This window comes from Staphylococcus sp. NAM3COL9 (genome assembly GCF_001431205.1).
Classification (GTDB): Bacteria; Bacillota; Bacilli; order Staphylococcales; family Staphylococcaceae; genus Staphylococcus.
In genome coordinates, this window is sequence record NZ_LGPC01000011.1 from 56,443 (window position 1) to 73,207 (window position 16,765).

16 protein-coding genes are annotated in these 16,765 nt (G+C 32.9%); all 16 read left to right on the forward strand.

The window, feature by feature from the left end:
* Position 1 precedes the first annotated feature (1 nt).
* The 16 genes from murD (at position 2) to pyrR (ending at position 16,616) form a co-directional block, all read left to right on the forward strand.
* Positions 2 to 1,351: a UDP-N-acetylmuramoyl-L-alanine--D-glutamate ligase gene (gene murD / locus ACA31_RS03295; RefSeq protein ID WP_057511952.1), complete on the forward strand. Its 1,350-nt coding sequence runs from the start codon at positions 2 to 4 to the stop codon at positions 1,349 to 1,351.
* A gap of 15 nt (positions 1,352 to 1,366) precedes the next feature.
* The gene (locus ACA31_RS03300) at positions 1,367 to 2,254 is read left to right on the forward strand and encodes a cell division protein FtsQ/DivIB (protein ID WP_057511953.1); all 888 of its coding nucleotides are present in this window, start codon (positions 1,367 to 1,369) and stop codon (positions 2,252 to 2,254) included.
* A gap of 105 nt (positions 2,255 to 2,359) precedes the next feature.
* Entirely contained in the window at positions 2,360 to 3,766 is a 1,407-nt protein-coding gene (gene ftsA / locus ACA31_RS03305) for a cell division protein FtsA (protein WP_057511954.1), read from the forward strand.
* A gap of 29 nt (positions 3,767 to 3,795) precedes the next feature.
* The gene (gene ftsZ, locus ACA31_RS03310) at positions 3,796 to 4,977 is read left to right on the forward strand and encodes a cell division protein FtsZ (RefSeq protein ID WP_057511955.1); all 1,182 of its coding nucleotides are present in this window, start codon (positions 3,796 to 3,798) and stop codon (positions 4,975 to 4,977) included.
* 233 nt (positions 4,978 to 5,210) lie between these two features.
* Positions 5,211 to 5,999 (forward strand): peptidoglycan editing factor PgeF, encoded by a 789-nt coding sequence (pgeF, locus tag ACA31_RS03315; protein WP_057511956.1) that lies wholly within the window; start codon positions 5,211 to 5,213, stop codon positions 5,997 to 5,999.
* A gap of 17 nt (positions 6,000 to 6,016) precedes the next feature.
* Entirely contained in the window at positions 6,017 to 6,691 is a 675-nt protein-coding gene (locus ACA31_RS03320; RefSeq protein ID WP_057511957.1) for a YggS family pyridoxal phosphate-dependent enzyme, read from the forward strand.
* Between the two features lie 5 nt (positions 6,692 to 6,696).
* On the forward strand, positions 6,697 to 7,293 hold the full coding sequence (locus ACA31_RS03325) for a cell division protein SepF (protein WP_057511958.1): 597 nt from the start codon (positions 6,697 to 6,699) through the stop codon (positions 7,291 to 7,293).
* Positions 7,294 to 7,305: 12 nt separating this feature from the next.
* Positions 7,306 to 7,596 (forward strand): YggT family protein, encoded by a 291-nt coding sequence (locus tag ACA31_RS03330; RefSeq protein WP_057511959.1) that lies wholly within the window; start codon positions 7,306 to 7,308, stop codon positions 7,594 to 7,596.
* A 106-nt stretch (positions 7,597 to 7,702) separates the two neighbouring features.
* Positions 7,703 to 8,482, forward strand: a complete 780-nt coding sequence (locus ACA31_RS03335) for a YlmH family RNA-binding protein (RefSeq protein WP_057511960.1) — start codon at positions 7,703 to 7,705, stop codon at positions 8,480 to 8,482.
* 155 nt (positions 8,483 to 8,637) lie between these two features.
* Positions 8,638 to 9,255 (forward strand): DivIVA domain-containing protein, encoded by a 618-nt coding sequence (locus tag ACA31_RS03340; RefSeq protein ID WP_057511961.1) that lies wholly within the window; start codon positions 8,638 to 8,640, stop codon positions 9,253 to 9,255.
* A 257-nt stretch (positions 9,256 to 9,512) separates the two neighbouring features.
* On the forward strand, positions 9,513 to 12,263 hold the full coding sequence (gene ileS / locus ACA31_RS03345; RefSeq protein ID WP_057511962.1) for an isoleucine--tRNA ligase: 2,751 nt from the start codon (positions 9,513 to 9,515) through the stop codon (positions 12,261 to 12,263).
* 212 nt (positions 12,264 to 12,475) lie between these two features.
* Positions 12,476 to 13,270 carry a VOC family protein gene (locus ACA31_RS03350; protein ID WP_057511963.1) on the forward strand — a complete coding sequence of 265 codons (795 nt, stop codon included), beginning with the start codon at positions 12,476 to 12,478 and terminating at the stop codon, positions 13,268 to 13,270.
* A 4-nt stretch (positions 13,271 to 13,274) separates the two neighbouring features.
* Positions 13,275 to 13,748 carry a CHAP domain-containing protein gene (locus ACA31_RS03355; RefSeq protein ID WP_057511964.1) on the forward strand — a complete coding sequence of 158 codons (474 nt, stop codon included), beginning with the start codon at positions 13,275 to 13,277 and terminating at the stop codon, positions 13,746 to 13,748.
* Positions 13,749 to 14,158: 410 nt separating this feature from the next.
* On the forward strand, positions 14,159 to 14,635 hold the full coding sequence (gene lspA / locus ACA31_RS03360) for a signal peptidase II (RefSeq protein ID WP_057511965.1): 477 nt from the start codon (positions 14,159 to 14,161) through the stop codon (positions 14,633 to 14,635).
* Between the two features lie 12 nt (positions 14,636 to 14,647).
* Positions 14,648 to 15,568 (forward strand): RluA family pseudouridine synthase, encoded by a 921-nt coding sequence (locus tag ACA31_RS03365; protein ID WP_057511966.1) that lies wholly within the window; start codon positions 14,648 to 14,650, stop codon positions 15,566 to 15,568.
* A gap of 520 nt (positions 15,569 to 16,088) precedes the next feature.
* Entirely contained in the window at positions 16,089 to 16,616 is a 528-nt protein-coding gene (gene pyrR / locus ACA31_RS03370; RefSeq protein ID WP_057511967.1) for a bifunctional pyr operon transcriptional regulator/uracil phosphoribosyltransferase PyrR, read from the forward strand.
* The last annotated feature ends 149 nt before the right edge of the window (positions 16,617 to 16,765 follow it).

The window sequence follows — 16,765 nt, forward strand, 5'->3', positions numbered from 1 at the left end:
ATTGCTGAAATATACAGAATTAGAGAATGAAAATGTATTAGTAATTGGATTAGCGAAAAGTGGTTATGAAGCAGCTAAATTGTTAAATAAGTTAGGTGCAAATGTCATAGTTAATGATGGCAAAGATTTAAGTCAAGATTCACATGCCAAAGATTTAGAAAATATAGGGATTAAAGTCATTGGTGGAAAACATCCGCTGTCTTTACTTGATAGTAATCCAATTATAGTTAAAAATCCGGGAATACCTTATACTGTACCTTTGCTTGAAGTAGCAGTAGAGAAGGGATTGAAAATCTTAACAGAAGTTGAATTGAGTTATTTGATATCAGAAGCACCTATTATTGGTGTCACTGGTACAAATGGTAAAACTACAGTAACGTCATTAATCGGCGATATGTTTCAAAAAAGCAGAGTAACAGGTAAAGTGTCAGGTAATATTGGATATGTTGCTTCTAAAGTAGCTCAAGAGGTCACAGCAAGTGATTATTTAGTTACGGAACTATCTTCATTTCAGCTACTTGGTATAGATCGATACAAACCGCATATTGCTATTATTACAAATATATATTCGGCACATCTTGATTACCATGAATCATTAGAGAACTATCAAAATGCTAAAAAAGAAATTTATAAAAATCAAACAGATGACGATTATTTAATTTGTAATTATCACCAACGTCATTTAATTGAGTCGGAGTCATTAAGTGCCAAAACCTATTATTTTTCTACACAACAAGAAGTTGATGGTATTTATGTGAAAGATGACTTTATTGAGTTCAAAGGATTTAGAATCATTCATAAAGATGATTTAGTATTACCAGGGGAACATAATTTAGAAAATATACTTGCAGCGACTTTAGCTGCACTTTTAGCTGGTATATCAGTAAGAGCAGTCATTGATAGTCTCACAACATTCTCTGGTATCGAACATAGATTACAATATGTGGGTTCGAACAAAACGAATAAATATTACAATGATTCAAAAGCAACCAATACACTTGCAACACAATTTGCATTAAATTCATTTGATCAATCAATTATTTGGTTATGCGGTGGTTTAGATCGCGGTAACGATTTTGATGAACTTATTCCTTATATGAAAAATGTTAAGGTAATGGTCGCGTTTGGAGAAACGCAAAGTAAATTTGTGAAGCTAGGTGAAAGTCAGGGCAAATATGTAATAACGGCGACTGATGTTCAAGATGCAGTCGATAAAATACAAGACGCTATAGAACCAAATGACGTTGTACTTTTATCTCCAGCCTGTGCAAGTTGGGATCAATACAATACTTTTGAAGAGCGTGGAAATAAATTTATAAAAAGTTTCCAAGCGCATTTACCTTCTTTTTAAAGGGCGTGAAAATGAATGACTAATAAAGTAAGTGAATTTGATTCTGAATACTTAAAAGAAAAACGAGCAAGACGTCGAAAAAGACAAAAGCAAATTCGATATTCAGTCTTTGGTGTGTTGTTATTTATTATCATTTTGATTGTTATATATATGTTCACGCCTTTAAGTAAGATAAGTAGTGTGGAAATAAAAGGCAATGATAATGTTTCCAAAAGTGCAATTCATAAAGCGATTAATGTTAAAGATACCTCCAGAATGTACACATATAGCACTTCAAAAGCGACGAATAAATTAAAAGACAACAAGTTGATAAAAAGCGCAAAAATCACGAAACAAATGCCTAACAAATTAACGGTTGAAGTCACTGAAAATCAAATTATTGGAATGACGAAAAAGAAAGATAATTATGTGCCTATTTTAGAAAATGGTACAGAATTGAAAAACTATGATGGTAATGCAACGGATGATGGACCTATATTAGAAGGATTTAAAAAAGAAGAGAAAGAAAAAATTATTAATGAACTTGCAAAAATGCCGGCAAATGTGAGAGGTATGATTGCAGAAATTAAATATGATCCTCAAGAAAATTTACAAAATCAAATTAAATTATTCACATCTGATGATATTCAAATTCTTGGTAACCTTAATACGATTGCTAATAAAATGAAATATTATCCGCAAATGTCACAATCCTTAGAACGTGATGAATCAGGCGACTTGAAAAAGTCAGGATATATAGATTTATCAGTAGGCGCATCATTTATTCCTTATAGTGGTGGTAATGAAACAAAATCAGCAAGTGATAAAAATGTAGATGAACAAACTACAGAAACAGATGCTGCTAAAGACGAGTTGCAAAGTGCATTAAACAAAATAAATAAAGAATCAGACAAGAATAATTAAAAAATTTCGACAAATACACGTGTTTATAGTTCACAAGCATCAAAACGTATTGTAAACTGTTAATAGTGTGAACTTGAATAAGTTATTGTCAGGAGGTGCCTATCTATGGAAGAGCATTATTATGTAAGTATAGATATTGGTTCATCAAGCGTTAAAACGATAGTGGGCGAAAAATTTCACAATGGTATAAATGTGATAGGTACAGGACAGACCTACACAAGTGGGATTAAAAATGGTCTTATTGATGATTTTGATATCGCTAAACAAGCGATAAAAGATACAATCAAAAAAGCCTCTATTGCTTCAGGTGTAGATATTAAAGAAGTATTTTTAAAACTTCCAATAGTTGGAACTGAAGTATTTGATGAAGCAAATGAAATAGAATTTTATGAAGATACAGAATTGAATGGTACACATATTGAAAGTGTGCTTGAAGGTATTCGCGAAAAAAATGATGTCCCAGAAACTGAAATTATAAATGCATTCCCAATTAAATTTATTGTTGATGGAGAAAATGAAGTTTCAGATCCAAAAGAATTAATTGCTAGACATGGTTTGAAAGTAGAAGCTGGTGTTATTGCAATTCAAAAATCAATTTTAATCAATATGATTAAATGTGTAGAATCATGTGGCGTAGATGTATTAGATGTATATTCAGATGCGTATAACTACGGTTCAGTGCTATCAGCTACTGAAAAAGAGTTAGGTACATGTATCATCGATATCGGTGAAGATATTACACAACTTGCATTTTATGAACGCGGTGAGCTTGTTGATGCTGAAGCAATAGAGATGGCTGGTCGAGATATCACAGAAGATATTTCGCAAGACTTAAACACATCCTATGAAACAGCAGAAAAAATTAAACATCAATATGGTCACGCTTTCTTTGAATCTGCTTCTGATCATGATGTATTTAGTGTAGATCAAGTGGATAGTGAAGAAGAAGCTCAGTTTACTCAAAAAGATTTAGCAGATATTATTGAAGCACGTGTTGAAGATATCTTTTTTAATGTATTTGATATATTACAAGAGCTCGGACTTACTAAAATTAACGGCGGTTTTGTTGTTACTGGTGGTTCAGCAAACCTATTAGGTGTTAAAGAATTACTGCAAGATATGGTAAGTGAAAAAGTAAGGATTCATACACCATCACAAATGGGTATTAGAAAACCTGAATTTTCTTCAGCGATTTCAACAATTTCTAGTAGCATTACTTTCGACGAATTGCTAGATTATGTTACAATTAGTAATCATAACAGTGAAGAATTCGAAGAAGAAGTCATCGAATCTGATGAAAGAGAACATAGCACAAAATCAAGCGGATTTGATTGGTTCAAGAAAAAATCAAATAAACAAGAAGAGCCACTAACGTCAGCTTCTGAAATGGAAGAACCAGAAGCACCTGAGGAATACGACGAAAAAGTAGACGTCAACCAAGATGAAGAACGTAAACCTCAAGACAAAGAAGAAGGTAAATTCAAAAAACTTATGAAATCTCTATTCGATTGATTGGCCATTAAAACTAGGAGGAAATATAAATGTTAGAATTTGAACAAGGATTTAATCATTTAGCGACGTTGAAAGTCATCGGTGTAGGGGGCGGCGGTAACAACGCTGTAAACCGTATGATTGACCATGGTATGAATAATGTTGAATTTATTTCAATTAATACGGATGGTCAAGCTTTAAACCTGTCTAAAGCTGAAGCTAAAATCCAAATTGGTGAAAAATTAACACGTGGTCTAGGTGCTGGAGCGAACCCAGATATTGGTAAAAAAGCTGCAGAAGAGTCTCGTGAACAAATCGAAGATGCTATCCAAGGTGCAGATATGGTATTCGTAACTGCTGGTATGGGTGGCGGTACTGGTACTGGTGCAGCACCAGTCGTAGCAAAAATAGCTAAAGAAATGGGAGCATTAACAGTAGGCGTTGTTACACGTCCGTTTGGTTTTGAAGGTCGTAAGCGTCAAACTCAAGCAGCAGCTGGCGTGGAAGCAATGAAAGCAGCTGTAGATACATTAATTGTTATTCCTAATGACAGATTATTGGATATCGTTGATAAATCAACACCAATGATGGAAGCATTTAAAGAAGCCGACAACGTGTTACGTCAAGGTGTTCAAGGTATATCTGACTTAATCGCAGTATCTGGTGAAGTAAACCTTGACTTTGCAGATGTGAAAACAATCATGTCTAACCAAGGTTCAGCATTAATGGGTATTGGTGTTTCTTCTGGCGAAAACCGAGCAGTAGAAGCAGCTAAAAAGGCGATTTCGTCACCATTATTAGAAACTTCAATCGTTGGTGCACAGGGTGTACTTATGAATATTACTGGTGGAGAGTCATTATCACTTTTCGAAGCACAAGAATCAGCTGACATCGTACAAGATGCAGCAGACGAAGATGTAAATATGATTTTCGGTACTGTAATTAATCCAGAATTACAAGATGAAATTGTAGTTACAGTTATCGCTACTGGATTTGAAGATAAACCTTCATCACAGGCACGTAAAGCTTCGAATACTGGTTTTGGTACAAGTGCAACAAGTAGTAACAGTACAAAAGAAGATTCATTTGCATCAAATGCAGCAAATACAGCAAATACTTCTCAACCATCAGAAAGTGCTAGTGAAGGCAGAAGTCATACTACAAATGAAGATGACATTCCAAGCTTTATCAGAAATAGAGAAGAAAGACGTTCAAGAAGAACTAGACGTTAATTTTCGAACTAGCTCGCCTTGTTTACATAAGGCTTAAAGCTTAAAGTAGTCAATAATAAATACAATGATGTCATCAGGTCCAAAGATCTGATGACTTTTTTGAATTTTATTGCTATCTATGAATATAACTTAATTATATATTTGTCTAAGATTCTAGAATAAATTATTGTCGCGGGTCTCCTGTATGAAGTCATAGCGAGAAATTGCAGTTTTAATTAATGGAGGGTCATAGTATGCATGATAAATTTATTAAAGATAATCATATATTGAAATATGAGGATAGTCATTTAAATAATGTGAAATTGGGTATAACAACAAGAGAAGAAGGTTTGAGTCCCTATCCTAAATCAGCTTTTAATATGGCTAGATATATTAATGATAATCCACAGCACGTTACACAACACCAAGAGGATCTTGCAGCTGTAATTCAATACCCAAGAAATCAGTGGGTATTTCCTATACAAACGCATGAAAATAAAGTTGTAGGGGTGACAGCCAAAGACAAAGGTACGAATATTGATATTTTAACGGATGCTTTGTATGGTGTAGATGCATTATATACGTATGAATCTGATATTTTGCTTACAATGTGTTATGCGGACTGTGTACCTATATATTTTTATAGCGAAAAACATCATTATATCGGTTTAGCACATGCTGGTTGGAGGGGGACTGTCGGTCAGATTGTGAGCGAAGTCATCCGCCATATTGATTTTAATTTAAATGATTTGAATATCGTAATTGGACCTGCGACTTCTACAACTTATGAAATAAATGATAATATAAAATCAAAATTTGAATTATTGCCGATAGATATAAATGAATACATTGAGACAAGAGACAATGACAGATATGGCATTGATTTAAAACGCGCCAATGCTTTATTACTTGAAAATGCAGGTGTTCCTAAAGACAATATTTATATTACTAACTATGCGACATCTGAAGATTTATCCTTATTTTTCTCATATAGAGTTGAGAAAGGGAATACTGGCCGCATGTTAGCATTTATCGGTCAATGATGAAGAGGTGTAGAGATTTGAACGTACAACAGAATTTAGAACAAATTGAAAAGCAATTAAAAATCCACTGCGAAAAAGGTAATATTTCAACACAGCCAAACGTGATTGCAGTGACAAAGTATGTTACAATAGACCGAGCTAATGATGCTTATAATGCGGGAATTAGACATTTTGGTGAGAATCGTTTAGAAGGATTTCAACTTAAAAAAGAAGCTTTACCTGACGACATAGTGATGCACTTTATTGGTTCATTACAGACAAGGAAGGTAAAAGAAGTAATCAATGAAATTGATTACTTTCATGCGTTAGATCGCCTTAAATTAGCAACAGAAATTAACAAAAGGGCGGAACACAAAATAAAGTGTTTTGTTCAAGTAAATGTTTCAGGTGAAGAATCTAAACAAGGTGTTGCGTTGAAAGATGTGAATGCTTTTATTGAAACATTGGAACAATATGAAAATTTAGAAGTAGTTGGTCTTATGACTATGGCTCCATTAACTGATGATGAGTCATATATAAAAAGCTTATTTCAATCATTAAAGAATAAAAGAGATGAGATTAAAGCGCTCAATTTAAATTATGCACCATGTACTGAGTTATCGATGGGAATGAGTAATGATTTCCATTTAGCTGCTGAAGAAGGTGCGTCATTTGTGAGAATTGGGACTAAACTTGTAGGAAAAGAGGAGTGAGCCCCGTGGCTTTAAAAGATTTATTTAGTGGATTTTTCGTGGTTGAAGAAGAAGAGGACGAATTAGAAGCGCCAGAAGAAGAACAAGGTAAACAACAAAACAAGCAACAAGCGCAGTCTCAAACGAATTTCAATGAATATAAAAATAATGAAAATACAGAGCAACAAAGATCTATACAATCCGTTCCCAAAAAACAGTCATCAAGATTACAGCAATCCTCAGGTGAAAGGAAATATCAAATGAATAACACTTCATCAAAAAATAATGCAAGGAACGTTGTGAATATGAATAATCAAGAACAAGATCAATTCGGTTTTACAGAAGAAAGTTCTAAAATGTGTTTATTTGAACCACGTGTTTTTTCAGATACTCAAGATATTGCAGACGAACTCAAAAATCGTCGCGCAACTTTAGTTAATTTACAACGTATTGATAAAGTTTCTGCTAAGCGTATTATCGACTTTTTAAGCGGTACTGTTTATGCAATCGGTGGAGACATTCAACGTGTAGGATCAGATATATTCTTATGTACTCCAGATAATATTGAAGTAGCTGGTAATATTACAGATCACATAGAAAATATGGAATACCAAGGTGAATAGAGGTAATAATAAATGGATATAGGTTTATTAGGAAATATATTTAGTTTTATTTTATTCTTGGTTCAAATTTATTATTACGGAATGATTGTTTATTTCTTTATGTCATGGATACCTAATGCACGAGAAAATAAATTCGGGCAATTTTTAGCTAAAATCTATGAACCATTTTTAGAACAGTTCCGTAAAATTATTCCTCCAATTGGTATGATAGATATATCATCAATTGTTGCAATAATTGTACTTGTCTTATTCCGACAAGGTTTAGCAAGTATTTTCAATCTAATTTTGAGTAATTTAGCTTAAATAAATTTAAGCCAAATAGAATTTAAGTTTAATTATAACTAATGTATAAAATAAATGAGAAGCACCTAACGTTTTATGACGCGGGGTGCTTTCTCTTGTATGTGGAGTGATTAGTATCGATATTTACCAGCATTTTAGAAAAGAAGAACATGATTTAATAGATCAACTTATGGATAAGTGTAATCGTGCGAATGAGCAGTATGCGCCTATACTAACACCATTTCTAGATCCACGTGGACAATATATTATGAATGTTATAGTCGGTAGTTATGATGATTTAGATGTTACATTCTTTGGTGGGCCCTACGCAGAACGCAAAAGAGCTATTGTTGCACCTGATTATTTTGTGCCAGAAGACCAGCTATTTGAAATTGTGTTGATTGAAATAGATTATCCTCAAAAATTTGTAACACTACAACATCAACATATATTAGGAACAATTATGTCTTTAGGGATTGAAAGAGAGCAATTAGGTGATATTATTGTAGATCATTCCATACAATTTACTTTGACAAAGCAATTGGAATCTTATATTATGTTAGAGCTAAATAGAATTAAGGGTGCTACAGTTAAACTTAATTCTATTCCTATAAAAGATATGATACAATCAAAAGAGCATTGGCAAACATATGAAACTACTGTGAGTGGTTTGCGTTTAGATGTTATCTTAAAAGAAATGATTCGCAAATCGCGTACAATTGCTAAACAATTAATTGATAAAAAGCGTATCAAGGTGAATCATACAATGATTGACACTACAGGTTTTCAACTTGATAGTGGTGACTTATTGTCAATCCAGGGCTATGGTAGAGCAATGATTACTGATATTGGTGGGAAAACAAAAAAAGATAAAGTAAGAATTTCTTATAAAACTTTATTCAAATGATGTTATACTTATATAATGTTTAAACAAATTAAATTAGATTTCAAACAATGAAAATGCATACAAATGATTATGAAAAATAGAAATATAGACATAAAGCACTATTTCAGATATTTAAAGAAGTGCTAAAATAGTGTATTATAGAAGGAGGATAACGCATGCCTTTTACACCAAATGAAATAAAAAACAAAGACTTTACACGCGTAAAAACTGGTTTTGAACCAACTGAGGTTGAAAGTTATTTAGAACAACTCAGTAATGAAATTGAACGTTTAAAAGAAGACAAAAAACAATTAGAGAAAGTCATTGAAGATAAAGATACAAACATCCAGTCATATAAAGATGTTCATCAATCTGTAAGTGATGCTTTAATACATGCGAAACAAGCTGGGGAAGAAACAAAATTAGCTGCAACTAAAGATGCTGAAGCAACAGTATCTAAAGCACAAAGTGAAGCTAATAAAATTGTTAATGATGCAGTTGAAAAAGCGCGTCGTCTTTCATTCCAAACTGAAGACATGAAACGCCAATCAAAAATATTCAGATCACGTTTCCGTATGTTAGTTGAGGCTCAACTTGATTTACTAAAAAATGAAGATTGGGATTATTTATTAAATTATGATCTTGATTCTGAACAAGTAACTCAAGAAAATATTAATCATTTACATGAAAATGATCTGACTGAAGAAGAAAAAGCGATGAAAGCGAAAGCAGAAGCAGATAATACTGCAGAAGCAAACGTTCAGGCTACAAATACTGAAACAGATAAAAAATAGTGATTCATGTAAATAACAGACGCGTAAGCATCTCTTTGCATATCAAAGCGAGTTAGGGACAGTGAGAGCCTTTCATATGTAAGATGCTTATATCACTGTTATTTTAAAAAAAGTATATGAACAATGAGAGAACTCTAAGTTGAGTTAATCAGGGTGGTAACGCGGTGTTAATCGTCCCTATTAGTTGAACTTAGGGTTCTTTTTGTTGTACGAATGAATTGAATTTAGTATGAAAATAGGAACAAGGAGTGTATAAAATGGATTATAAAGAAACGTTATTAATGCCAAAAACAGATTTCCCAATGCGCGGGGGATTACCAAATAAAGAACCTAAGATTCAAGAAGAATGGGAAGCACAAAATATTTATCAAAAAGTATTAGATAAAAATGAAGGAAATCCATCATACATTTTACATGATGGTCCACCATACGCTAATGGTAATTTGCATATGGGACATGCATTGAATAAAATCTTAAAAGACATGATGATTAGATATAAATCAATGCGTGGTTTTTATGCACCTTACGTCCCAGGTTGGGATACGCATGGTTTACCTATTGAACAAGCATTAACTAAAAAAGGTGTTAAGCGTAAAGAATTGTCTATTGCCGAATTCAGAAAAAAATGTGAAGCATTTGCTTTAGAACAAATTGAAAATCAGAAAAAAGATTTTAAACGTTTAGGCGTTAAGGGTGATTTTGATAATCCATATATCACGTTAAAACCAGAATATGAAGCAGCTCAAATTCGTTTATTTGGCGAAATGGCAGACAAAGGATTAATTTACAAAGGTAAAAAACCTGTATATTGGTCACCATCAAGTGAATCTTCACTTGCGGAAGCAGAAATTGAATATCAAGATAAACGTTCGGCTTCTATCTATGTAGCGTTTGATGTTAAAGATGGTAAAGGCATTGTAGATTCAGATGCAAAATTCATCATTTGGACAACAACACCATGGACATTACCTTCTAACGTAGCGATTACAGTACATCCTGATTTAACTTATGGCCAATATAATGTGAACGGTAAAAAATACATTATCGGTAAAGACTTAGCGAGTGATGTTGTTGAAGCATTAGACTGGGATGAAAATACGCTTGAATTAGAAAAAGAATTTAAAGGTAGTGAATTAGAGTATGTAGAAACACAACATCCATTTGTTGAGCGAGTTTCATTGGTTATCAATGGCTTACATGTTACTACTGATGCTGGTACAGGTTGTGTTCATACAGCACCTGGTCATGGTGAAGATGACTATGTCGTTGGTCAGAAGTACAAACTACCTGTAATTAGCCCAGTTGATGACAAAGGTGTCTTTACAGAAGAAGCTGGTCAATTTGAAGGTATGTTCTATGACAAAGCTAATAAAGCAATTACGGATGTTTTAAAAGAAAAAGACGCTTTATTAAATTTAGAATTTATCACACATAGTTATCCTCATGATTGGCGTACGAAAAAGCCTGTTATCTTCAGAGCAACACCACAATGGTTTGCTTCTATTGATAAAGTACGTCAAGATATCTTAGATGCAATCGAAGAAACTGATTTTAAAGTAGATTGGGGTAAAACACGTATCTTCAATATGATTCGTGACCGTGGTGAATGGGTTATTTCACGTCAACGTGTTTGGGGTGTACCACTACCAGTATTTTATGCTGAAAATGGTGACATCATCATGACAAACGAAACTGTTAATCATGTTGCAGATTTATTTGAAGCATTTGGTTCTAATGTTTGGTTTGAACGTGATGCAAAAGATTTATTACCAGAAGGATTTACACATCCAAGTAGTCCAAACGGTGAATTTACTAAAGAAACAGATATTATGGACGTTTGGTTTGATTCTGGTTCTTCTCACAGAGGCGTTTTAGAAGGACGTCCGGAACTATCTTATCCAGCTGATTTATACATTGAAGGTAGTGACCAATACCGTGGTTGGTTTAACTCATCAATCACAACTTCTGTTGCAACAAGAGGTAAATCACCTTATAAAATGCTTTTATCTCACGGCTTTGTTATGGACGGATCAGGTAAAAAAATGAGTAAATCATTAGGTAATGTGATTGTGCCAGATCAAATTGTTAAACAAAAAGGTGCAGATATTGCACGACTTTGGGTAAGTAGTGTTGATTACTTAGCTGACGTTCGTATCTCAGATGAAATCTTAAAACAAACTTCTGATGTATATCGTAAAATCAGAAATACCTTAAGATTTATGTTAGGTAACGTGAGTGATTATAACCCTGCTACCGATGCATTAGCTGAAGCAGATTTATTAGAAGTAGATAAATATCTATTAAATAGACTACGTGAATTTACAGCAAATACTTTAGATCATTATGATAACTATGACTACTTAGACATCTATCAAGAAGTTCAAAACTTTATTAACGTAGAACTAAGTAATTTCTATTTAGATTATGGTAAAGATATTTTATATATTGAAGAACGTGATTCTCATAAACGTCGTAGTATGCAAACAGTGTTATACCAAATTGTAGTGGATATGACGAAACTATTAGCACCAATCTTAGTGCATACTGCTGAAGAAGTTTGGTCTCATATTCCTCATGTTGAAGAAGAAAGTATTCACTTAACTCGTATGCCAGAACGCACTGAAGTTGACCGTGAATTTTTAGATAGATGGAATACATTTATGGATTTACGTGATGACGTTAACCGCGCATTAGAAGCAGCACGTGGTGAAAAAGTAATTGGTAAATCGTTAGAAGCTAAAGTTATAATTGGCAGTAATGAGAACTTTGATGCAACATCATTTTTACAACAATTCTCTGATTTACAGCAGTTATTCATCACTTCTCAAGCAGAAGTTGTGGAATCAGTTGAAAACGGAGTGGCTTATCAATATGGTGATATCCGTATTGAACACGCGCATGGTGAAAAATGTCAACGTTGTTGGAATTATAGTGAAGAACTAGGTTCAGTTGGCGAACTTGATGATTTATGTCCGCGTTGTCAAGAAGTTGTAAAGACACTCGTATAAAACATAGAACCATCAATTAAAATTAAATAAGAAATGATTAAATTGGGCTATATGTTTTGCATTACGCAAAGCACATAGCCTTTTTCATGTTTGAAGTGCTAAATGATTATGAAGAAATAGATGAAAATAAAAGTATTGAATGAGCTTTTTTAATGTATAAAAATGAATTTCAAGTATACTGAATTTATTAGAGTTTTAGAAAGGTGTTATACATGTTCCATAGTGAAAGCGCGCATTTTGTAAATGGCATTACATTAAATGTTAGAGATAAAGACGAAATGAAACAATTTTATGAAGACATCATAGGTATGAATGTGGTAAATGAATCTTATTCAACAATCCAATATGAGATTGGTAATTTAAATCATTTTATGACATTTAATCAAATTATACAGGGAAGAGAGCCATTACGTTCAGAAGCAGGATTATTTCACTTGGCGATTAGGTTACCCGCAAAGACAGATCTTGCAGATTTGCTTGTACAAATAAGTGAGTCTGGTATTCCAGTACACGGTGGAGAACATGATGTGACAACATCATTATATTTAGAAGACCCTGAAGGTAATGGTTTAGAATTTTATGTTGATAATCCAATTGAAGACTGGTTATTTGAAGATGAAAAAGTAGTACTTGAAACTCAACCGATTAACGTGCCTAATCTATTAACGTATACTTCAAATGAAAAATGGCAAGGTATTCCAGATGAAAGTGTAATTGGATATTTGAATTTAAAATCGATTGATTTAAGCAAAGTAAAGCAGTACTATAATAATTATTTCGGACTTGAAACATCATCATTAGAGACAGATGGTGCATTTTACTTATCCTCTAATGGTTATCACCAACATTTAGTGGTTAATAATTGGCTATCAAGTATTAAACGCATTGAAAATAATAGAACATATGGTTTAGCAATTATTGACTTTCATTACCCCGAAACTGCTCACAAATTATTAACAGGCCCAGACGGTATACAATTTCGATTTAATTATAATAAGGTCGTGTGATTAAATGAAAAAAAGACTTAGTACGATGTTTGCGATCAGTACTATCATTATTGTTTCTGCTGTATATGAAGGTTTAGATAACCAAGATATGACTGAGCCAACGAATCATTTTTGGTCATTAGATCCAATGAAATATAATACGTATACTAAGGGACAATGCACGCACTACGTTTTTGAAAAAGTAAGAGAAGATGATATGAAAATAGGAAAGAATTGGAACGACGCAAAGTATTGGGCATCTTATTCACAAAAAAGTGACTATAAAGTAAATCAATCACCTAAGGTAGGCAGTATTTTACAGACTACTGAAGGTGAGTATGGTCATGTAGCTTATATTGAACAACGAAATGACAATGGTTCATTAGAAGTTAGTGAAATGAATTATAACAAGCCTTTTGAAATATCAAATCGAACTATAACGAAATACGAAGTTAAAGATTACAAATATATCCATCCTAAGAAAAATAATAGTGTTTAAACCAAAACGTAATAAGCATGTATAGAGAATTTACTGCCAGTATTTGTGCATGTTCTCCTCGAGCACAGCTTTATCTACACTTGTTTGTCTAAGTCACAGTCTGTATCTTCAGCTAGTGTTAACATATTCGGATAGGTGCAGGCGTTTCTATTTCATACTGTCATTACTTCAACATAAAATACTTCATCTACAATAACAATTAAAGATTGGCTACATAGTGCGTCTTTTAATTGTTATATGTAGGTGATTTTTTTATTGGCTTATCGTATATATGAATATTATTAGCGTTTTAGTATTAATAATGTAACTTTTTTATCAGATATTCAAACTGTAACTTTTTTTATAAGTTTGATTAGGATATAATGAAAGATGTTGTAAAAGCGACTGAGATTAGAATAGGAGGTACAGACATGAAACGTCCGTACTATATTGGTATTTCTTTATTCATACCAATCGTTATATTAATATTAGATCAAATCACAAAATTTATTGTTGCTAGTTCAATGAAGGTTGGAGAAACGTTTGAAGTCATTCCCAACTTTTTAAATATAACTTCTCACAGAAATGATGGTGCAGCTTGGGGTATTATGAGTGGGAAGATGGGCTTTTTCTATTTAATTACAGTTATTATACTGGTAGTGCTCATTGTATTTTATATTAAAGAAGCAAAACACAGTTTGTTAATGCAAATCGCTATTAGTTTATTATTTGCAGGTGCTCTAGGTAACTTTATTGATCGCGTGTTACATGGTGAAGTTGTTGACTTTATTGACACAAATATATTTGGTTATAATTTTCCAATATTTAATGTAGCTGACTCTAGTTTGACGATAGGCGTTTTGTTAATTATTATCGCTTTGTTAACAGATATGAAGAACGAAGAATAGGAGAGATTTTGCATGACTATACATGAGTATAAAATAGAAAATAAAGATGACGCAGGCCAGCGTATCGACAAAGTATTACCTGAATTCAATTCAGATTGGTCACGTACACAGATCCAAGATTGGATTAAATTATCACTTGTAAAAGTAAATGATAAGCTAATTAAGCCAAATTATAAGACGAAGTTAAACGACCATATTGTAGTAACTGAAAAAGAGGTCGTAGAAGCAGATATCAATCCAGAAAATTTAAATTTAGATATATATTATGAAGATGATGATGTAGCAATCGTCTATAAACCTAAAGGTATTGTGGTTCATCCTTCAGCTGGCCATTCAACAGGGACACTTGTAAATGGTTTAATGTATCAAATGAAAAATTTATCTGGTATTAATGGCGAAGTACGTCCAGGTATTGTACATCGTATTGATAAAGATACATCTGGTCTATTAATGGTAGCCAAAAATGATATTGCACATCGTAGTTTAGTGGATCAATTAGTTAAGAAAACTGTGACACGTAAATATGTAGCACTTGTTCATGGCAACATACCACATGATTACGGCACAATAGAGGCACCAATTGGTAGAAATAAAAATGATCGTCAATCAATGGCTGTTGTTGATGATGGTAAAGAGGCCGTTACACATTTTAATGTATTAGAACATTTTAATAATTATACTTTAGTAGAATGTGAATTAGAAACAGGGAGAACACACCAAATACGTGTGCATATGAAATATATTGGTTTCCCACTTGTAGGTGATCCAAAATATGGACAGAAGAAAACCTTGAATATTGGTGGACAAGCGCTACATGCAGGTATCATTGGTTTTGAACATCCAGTGACACAAGAATATATTGAAAAATCTACTCCACTACCTGAGGACTTTGAACAATTATTAGCAGGTATTCGTAAAAGTGACACTAAATAATAAAAGTGAACTTGAAACAAAAAGATTTGATGATTTAAATTTAATATATAAGAACGAGCTACTAGAATTCTATTTTAGAATCTAGTAGTTTTTTAATGTCTAGTTATAAACAAGTCAAAGTATCGTATGAATGAAGTGAAATAGCTTCTAATGATTACCTTTAATTTTATTTGAACGCTTGCAAGTGAATTATATTCATGGTAGTATAGTGACAGTTTAATAGAGCGCCATACGTCTTTAAATGAAAGTCCAGAGAGGCTTCGAAGACATGTATTTAATATAAGGTACATAAACATATTGTATGTTTGTGAAGACAAATGAACGCTATTGTAGCTGTAATATATCGGCGCAATGGGAAACATAGCGGTTAAATCCCTGTGAAGAGAAAGCATCTAAGTTAAGTGAAGATAAATCTCTTGTTTGTTTATGATTCCTTATAACTAAACCTCATGTCTTAATAAAGACATGAGGTTTTCTTTATATTAAATGAATATTTATCAAATTAAGGAAGGTGCCTAAAATGTCAGAACGAGTTATTATGGATGAAGCAGCGATTCAAAGAACAGTGACACGTATTGCACATGAAATTCTAGAATATAATAAAGGTACTGATAATTTAATATTGCTAGGTATTAAAACGCGAGGTGCATTTTTAGCACGACGTATTCAACAAAAAATTGAGCGCATAGAAGAAAAGCTTGTGCCAACTGGAACAATTGATATCACCCAATTTAGAGATGATTTAGAACAGACAATAAACGAATCTGAAGAAAGAGCATATGAAATTGATGTTAATATTACAAATCAAGTAGTAATTATCATTGATGATGTTTTATATACAGGGCGAACGGTCAGGGCTTCCTTAGACGCAGTGTTACAATATGCTAGACCTAAGAAAATAGGCTTAGCTACACTAATTGATCGAGGGCATCGAGAATTACCGATACGTGCAGACTTTGTTGGTAAAAACATACCAACAGCAAGGGAAGAAGCTGTGGTAGTCTTTCTTGAAGAAATCGATGATAGAAATGCAGTAGTAATTGAATAGCATCTTTTAATTCAGTACGAGAGACTGGAAAAGGGAAGAGGATTTAAATTTTCAGCTACGGTCTAAGCATTAGATACGTAAGCAATTCATTTATAGTTATTAAACGCACGATGTTGATAACATTCCTCTTCACATATACTTTTTTTATT